The sequence below is a fragment of the Cellulophaga fucicola genome (genome assembly GCF_900119145.1).
Taxonomy (GTDB): domain Bacteria; phylum Bacteroidota; class Bacteroidia; order Flavobacteriales; family Flavobacteriaceae; genus Cellulophaga; species Cellulophaga fucicola.
In genome coordinates this window covers 434,305-441,303 of record NZ_FPIY01000002.1, presented here as the reverse complement: position 1 = coordinate 441,303, position 6,999 = coordinate 434,305, and the positions used below count along the sequence as shown (strand labels likewise).

Sequence of the window (6,999 nt, the reverse complement as noted above, 5' to 3'; positions counted from 1 at the left end):
AAAGCGGAGCTTTTAGGGATCAACAAGCGAAGCGCAGTTCATCCTATCGGTGAATTGGTCTATTGTTACTTGTCTTTTTAAAGAGTGCTTTGAAGGTTAGGAAGAGGGATTGGTTAAATTTATTCAAATAAAAAAACCACGCAATTTGCGTGGTTTTCTGGTAGGTGTCTAGTATGTTTTAAGATTTTGCTAAATCTCTACTGTTATGTATTTCAAAGTAATTTTGTACATTCTCCATAATATGAGACTCTTTTAAGGTAGAGTTTGCTGTTTTGTATTCTTGTTCAATTAATTTTTTTGCAGGAAAAGTTTCGCAGTGTATTTCCTCACCTTTAATATTTGTTGTTTTTACAACTGCAGTGCCTTCTAATAAAGATTTACCTGTTACCATAATAAAAGAACGTTCTTCGTCTTCTGCAGATATTCCTGTTCTAATCTTTGTGTTTTCTATAATAATGTCCGACTTAATATGTGCATTCGTTTGTGCTTGTTCTACAGATTTTTTATCGTTACTACAAGATAAAAATAATGCTGCTGTTGCTAATACTGATACAAATAATTTAGTTTTCATAATTGAGTGCTTTTAAATACACTACAAAGATGAAGCTATTACAGGCCTAAGAATACACTTGAATTAGTGAAAATGCACACCCTGAAAACAGGGGTGCTAAAATTTTAGTCGTCTAAAAGACCCATTTTTATTGCGTGTTTGGTTAAACCTGCTAGGTTTTTTACGTTAAGTTTAGAAATTAAATTTTTACGATAACTCTCTATAGTATGCTTGCTTAAAAATAACTCATCTGCTATTTCTTGTGTTGTATATTCTTCTGCAATAAGTTTTAGAACTTCTTTTTCTCTATTGGTTAAAGAAATTTCTTTTTCTTTTTTGTTTGCGAACATCGCATCGGTATATGCTTTTTTTATTTCTGTAGAGAAATATTTTTCACCTCCAATTATAGTTCTAATTGCCTCAAGTAGTTCTTCTTTTTCAGCATTTTTAGGTACATATCCATCAACATTAGCTCTAATTAGAGTGTCTATCATAGTGCCATCTATATGCATACTAACAACAAGAGTTTTTAAGCCAGGAAAACGTTCTTTTACAATGCTATTAAGCTCTATGCCGTCCATTTCTGGCATAGTTAAATCTGTTACAAGTAAATGTATGTTCTCTGCGCCGTTAATATCTAAATATTTTACTACTTGTGCTCCGTTTTTAGCGGTAGTTGTAACGTTAAACTCAGGAGCATCTTGTAAAATGCTCATTAGCCCGTCTATAAACATTTTATGGTCGTCGGCAATAATTAGGTTATATGTTTTCATTAGTGGTGTTTTTTATAGGTATTTCTATAGATATTACGGTGCCTCTATTTAGGGCAGAATCTATATGCAGTGTACCGTTAAGTTTTTCTATTCTACTTTTAATGTTTGTAAAGCCAATACCATCTCCGTTTTCTTCTGTATTAAATCCTTTACCATTATCTTCAAAAAGCAAGGTTATACTGTCTTCAAAATAATTTAAATGTATATCTGTATTAGATGCCTTTGCGTGTTTAAGTGTGTTGGTCATAAGTTCCTGTATCACTTTAAATAATTCCATTTTAACAATCTCGTTAATGGTGTTTATTTTTTCTTCAGGATAAGGATGAAACTCTACTTTTATCTCACCAGTGTTGGTAATAGATTTTGTGTATTCTTTTATAAGTTGAGTAAAATCGTCTTGTCTAAACTTTTTTGGTATTAAAGTGTGAGATATGTCTCTTACTAATTGATAGGTTTCATCTAGCTGTCCAGAAATAGTATTTAATGTGTCTGTTTTTTCTTTAACGCTTGCCAATTGTAATTTTATTCCGGCTAAATTACCACCAATACTATCGTGTAATTCTTGTGCTATACGTTTGCGTTCTTCGTCCTGACCTTCAATAGAAGCTTTAATAAGTTTTAATTCTTGCTCTTGTTTAAGCGTAGTTACTTTTTGGTTGTTTATTTCTTCGTTCTTTTTACTAAGCTCACTTTGTGCTTGTATTTTTTGGTAGTAAGTGTATAGTAATGCAATTATGGGTATAAGTATTACTAAGAACCCAATTAAAAATGCAGATTTAATTGTTTTTTGACGATCTAACTCTGCTTCCTGTTTAATCTGATCTTCTTTTAGATCTGATATTGCTTGTTCTTTTTTTATAGTTTCATATTGTATTTCTAACTCCTTTATTATTTCTCTTTGCTGCTTTGCTTTTATTTCGTTAAGCACTCCAAAAAGTTGAGTCATCGTTGCGTATGCATTTTTATAAGCTTCTTGTTTGTAAAAACTTCTAGCTTGTATTATTAGGGCCTCTCTTTGGAATTGTAGGTTCTCATGGTCTACAGCATTAATATATGCCATAGTTAAACCAATGTTAGCAACATTATATTCTTCTAGTTTATAGTATAACCTGGCAATAAGCAATGCGCCTTCGTAATATATAGCATTATAATTATTTGCTTTTGCTTGGTTGCTTATGTCAGCGTATAATTGCAGCGCTGTATTGTAGTCTTCGTTTATTTCTAAAAGTTTGGCTTGTTGTAGTTTTACTTCTAGTTCAACCTCTAAGTCTTCATATTTTTTAGCTAATTCTAAAGATTCGTTATAATGTATATTGGCCTTAACGTAATCTTTTTTAAATGTGTAAGCACTACCTAGAGTAACTAGTGCTTTATTGGTAGATTTAGAAAATTCTTTACTGTAGGTGTCAATTGACTCTTCTAGTAATTTAATTGCTTTATCTGGGTTAGACTGTGCTATGTAGTTTTTTGCTAAACTTATTTTGTGTAGATATTCGTATTCTTTATTGTTTATGGCTTCGGCTTCTTGTAGTCCTTTTATATTCCATTCTATAGATTTGTCTATTAGTCCATTTAAAGAACTTCCCATAGACATATAGTAATGAGCTTTAGAGTATAAGTATTTTTTCTCTTTTTCAGTTTTATCCCAATTAGCAAGTTCTTTTACGTAAAGGTTACCATAGTGTAATACAGAATCTGTATTTGCCTTTTTTGCATGTTCTTCTATAAGTTGGTCGAAAATTGAAAAACGCTGTGCTCCAAATTCAGCTTTTGTTAAGGCGTCATATAAAGGCTGTAAAGTTTTGTCTTTTTGAATTTTAGACCAAGAGAATGAGAAAAATGCAGGATCTTTTTCTGTTTTTGTACTGTCTGTTTCTTGTGCGTTAGCTAGATGAAAAGCACTAATTAAAAATATAATTAGAATTGTATTTAGCTTAAAAAAATTTAAGTTGTATGTGGATTTGGTTAAGGTCAAAAATAATAATGGTTTAATTAATTACACTAATATGGGGCTCTTTTTTAAGCACATTTACCATTTTAGAGATACTTGTTTAAATGCTATTTACAAAGTTGGTTATTATATACAACTTTATTTGCCCGCAAGTTAGTGAAATTTGTATCCCTGAAAACAGGGTGTAATATAATTATTATTTCTTCTTTAAAATAGCAAGTATAATTTTTTTAGCGTGTATTCTAGAGTTTTCTATAAACCATTTATGAGTTTCCATACCACCACAAATTACTCCAGCTAAATAAACATTTTTTAGGTTGGTTTCCATAGTATTTGTGTTATGAGTTGGTATTTTTTTCTCGTCGTTAGATAGTGTAACACCCATTTTAGTAAGGAAATCGAAATTAGGTCTGTAACCTGTTAAAGCTAACACGTAATCGTTTTTAAGAACTATATTTTCTTCTTCCGTTTTTACAGTAATTTCCTTTTCGTTAATTTCTGTGATATTAGCACTGTAGATAGCTTTTATACTACCTTCTTCTATGCGGTTAATTATGTCTGGACGTACCCAATATTTAACACGTTTACCAACTTCTTTACCACGAATAATTAAGGTAACCTCTGCGCCTTTGCGCCAACATTCTAATGCTGCATCTATAGATGAGTTACTTGCGCCAACAACAGCGACTTTTTGTTTAGAGAAGTAATGCGGGTTGTTGTAGTAATGTGTAACTTTTGGTAAATCTTCTCCAGGAACATTTAGTTTGTTAGGTATATCATAAAAACCAGTTGCAATTATTACACTATTTGCCGTGTAGGTTGCTTTACTGGTTTTTATGGTATAATTTGTAGTGTTTTTAGTGATATTAATTACTTTTTCAAATAAATTAATATCTAAATCATTGCTACTTACAATTCTTCTGTAGTATTCTAAAGCTTCTTCTTTTTTAGGTTTCGCTTCATTACTAATAAAAGGAATGTTGTCTATTTCTAATTTTTCTGATGATGAAAAAAATTGCATTTTAGCAGGGTAATTGTACAGTGAATTTACAATACATCCCTTTTCTAAAATAAGATATGAAAGTCCATTTTTTTTGGCTTCTAATCCACAGGCAATACCAATAGGTCCGCCACCAATAATTATAACATCAAATAAATTCACTAGCCTATAAGTTCTTTTAAGTTTTTAATAGTTTCAGTTGGGTTGTCGCTCTTAAATACAAAGCTACCAGCAACTAATACATCTGCACCAGCATCTACCAATGCTTTTGCATTTTTAGAAGTAACACCACCATCTATTTCTATAAGAGTACTTGCATTTTTTCTAGTAATTAACTCTTTTAATGCTTTTACCTTATCGTAAGTGTTCTCTATAAAAGATTGTCCGCCAAAGCCAGGGTTAACACTCATTAAACAAACAACATCAATATCATTAATAATATCTTCTAAAAGATGTATGCTAGTATGCGGGTTTAAAGCAACACCAGCTAACATACCTTCAGCTTTAATAGCTTGTAGTGTTCTGTGTAAATGTGTACAAGCTTCATAGTGTACAGATAATACGTTAGCACCTAGATCTGCAAATGTTTTTATGTATCTATCTGGATCTACAATCATTAAGTGTACGTCTAACGTCTTTGTAGCGTGTTGTGCAATACTTTTTAGCACAGGCATACCGTAAGATATGTTTGGAACAAAAACGCCGTCCATGATATCTATGTGATGCCAATCTGCCTCACTATTGTTTACCATTTCTACATCTCTTTGTAGGTTTCCAAAGTCTGCTGCTAATAAAGAAGGTGCAATTTTATTCTTGCTCATTTTGTTTTAGATTGATATTTATGCAAAAGTAAGCATTTGCAATAAACTGAAAGAGTGAAGTATATTAATACCTTAGTTAAAGATTTTATAAAACTTGTTGATTATAGAAAACAAAAAAGCCTGTTGTTAAAACAACAGGCTTTGTAATGTAATAAGTTAAATTCTTTATATATTAAAGGACTTCAACGTTTACTGCATTAGGTCCTTTTTTTCCTTCTTCAACGTCATAACTAACTTTGTCTCCTTCAGCTATTTCGTGTGTTAATCCACTGATGTGAACAAAAACGTCTTTACCACCATCATCTGGAGTGATAAAACCAAATCCTTTAGAGTCGTTAAAAAATTTTACTGTACCGTTACTCATAATTTTATTTTTAATTTAAAGTGCAAAGATAGTATAATATCAATACAAATGGGTTTTTTTTTATTCTTCTATAATCTTGGTAAATCTCCTTCTCCTTTTAGTGGTAGAGTAGAACTTCCTGTAAGATAAATATCTACGTGATGCGCTGCCTGCCTGCCTTCGGAGATTGCCCATACAATTAAAGATTGTCCTCTACGTTGGTCACCAGCTACAAAAACACCAGGAACATTAGTCATATAATTTTTTGCAGTAGCTTTAATATTTGTCCTAGAATCTGCTTCTAAGCCTAATTGCTGAGCAACAGTCATTTCTGATCCAGTAAAGCCCATAGCTAATAAAACTAAGTCACATTTCCATTCTTTTTCTGTTCCAGGAACTTCTTTTAAGCTTGGTCTTTGTCCAGGAGTTTTAATCCATTCTACTTCTGAGGTAATTAGGGCTTTTAAGTTACCGTCCTTGTCACCAACAAATTCTTTTGTAGAAATACTAAAGAAACGTTCTGCTCCTTCTTTGTGAGAAGAGCTTGTGCGTAAGCGCATTGGCCAAAATGGCCAAGGTTGGTCTTCTGGTCTCTCTGGAGTAGATTTACTCATAATTTCAAAGTTAGAAACAGAAGTTGCACCGTGACGTATAGATGTTCCAATACAATCAGACCCAGTATCACCACCGCCAATAACAATAACGTCTTTGCCAGTAGCTTTAATCTCTTCGCCTAAATCTGTAATACCATCTACTCGTTTATTGTTTTGCTTTAAAAAATCCAAAGCCTGTACAACACCTTTTAAATCTGCCCCTTTTATTGGTAGGTTTCTGCGAACGGTAGCGCCTCCAGAAAGGACAACAGCATCAAAATCGGCTTTTAGTGTATTGGCATCTATATCTACACCAATATGTGTATTGGTTTTAAACACAATACCTTCTTCTTTTAGTACTTCTAACCTACGATCTATTACATTTTTTTCCATTTTAAAATCCGGAATTCCATAACGTAATAATCCGCCAATTTTTGCATCACGCTCAAAAACAGTAACTAAATGTCCGGCTCTGTTTAATTGCTGTGCTGTTGCTAAACCTGCAGGTCCAGAGCCAACTACGGCTACTTTTTTACCGGTTCTTGTTTTTGGTGGCTGTGCAGTAATCCATCCTTTAGAAAAAGCAGTTTCTACAATATTTTTTTCTATATTTTCTATGGATACAGGGTCTTCATTAATTCCTAGAACACAAGCTTCCTCGCAAGGAGCAGGGCATAACCTACCTGTAAATTCTGGAAAGTTGTTGGTAGAGTGCAGAATTGTTGCTGCCTTTTCCCATTTTCCTTTGTATACAGCATCATTAAAATCTGGAATTAAATTACCAAGCGGACAACCACTGTGGCAAAAAGGTACGCCGCAATCCATACAGCGAGCCCCTTGATTTTTTAATTCATCTTCTTTTAGGGGTAATGTAAATTCTTTATAATTTTTTATGCGCTCTTCTACAGGAGCGTAGTCTTCTATTTTTCTATCGAATTCTAAAAATCCAGTTATCTTTCCCATAGTAT

7 protein-coding genes are annotated in these 6,999 nt (G+C 32.6%); all 7 read right to left on the bottom strand.

All coding sequences use genetic code 11. The annotated features are described in order from the left end of the window. Window positions 1-178: 178 nt before the first annotated feature. The 7 genes from BT107_RS08260 to BT107_RS08230 all read right to left on the bottom strand — a co-directional run bounded on the left by BT107_RS08260 (window position 179) and on the right by BT107_RS08230 (window position 6,994). Window positions 179-571 (bottom strand): hypothetical protein, encoded by a 393-nt coding sequence (locus BT107_RS08260; RefSeq protein ID WP_072303313.1) that lies wholly within the window; start codon window positions 569-571, stop codon window positions 179-181. A gap of 104 nt (window positions 572-675) precedes the next feature. Beyond that, window positions 676-1,323, bottom strand: coding sequence for a response regulator (locus BT107_RS08255; protein WP_072303312.1), 648 nt, complete (start codon window positions 1,321-1,323; stop codon window positions 676-678). Beyond that, window positions 1,310-3,298, bottom strand: a complete 1,989-nt coding sequence (locus BT107_RS08250) for a tetratricopeptide repeat-containing sensor histidine kinase (protein ID WP_072303311.1) — start codon at window positions 3,296-3,298, stop codon at window positions 1,310-1,312. Before BT107_RS08250 ends, BT107_RS08255 begins: the two co-directional genes overlap by 14 nt. A 172-nt stretch (window positions 3,299-3,470) precedes the next feature. Then, entirely contained in the window at window positions 3,471-4,436 is a 966-nt protein-coding gene (locus tag BT107_RS08245; protein ID WP_072303310.1) for a YpdA family putative bacillithiol disulfide reductase, read from the bottom strand. Beyond that, window positions 4,436-5,095, bottom strand: coding sequence for a ribulose-phosphate 3-epimerase (gene rpe, locus BT107_RS08240; protein WP_072303309.1), 660 nt, complete (start codon window positions 5,093-5,095; stop codon window positions 4,436-4,438). The genes BT107_RS08245 and rpe overlap by 1 nt, the downstream gene beginning before the upstream one ends. Window positions 5,096-5,267: 172 nt before the next feature. Further along, complete coding sequence (locus tag BT107_RS08235; protein WP_013621600.1) at window positions 5,268-5,459, bottom strand: cold-shock protein; 192 nt, start codon at window positions 5,457-5,459, stop codon at window positions 5,268-5,270. 68 nt (window positions 5,460-5,527) lie between these two features. Next, window positions 5,528-6,994: a glutamate synthase subunit beta gene (locus tag BT107_RS08230; protein ID WP_072303308.1), complete on the bottom strand. Its 1,467-nt coding sequence runs from the start codon at window positions 6,992-6,994 to the stop codon at window positions 5,528-5,530. Window positions 6,995-6,999 lie beyond the last annotated feature (5 nt).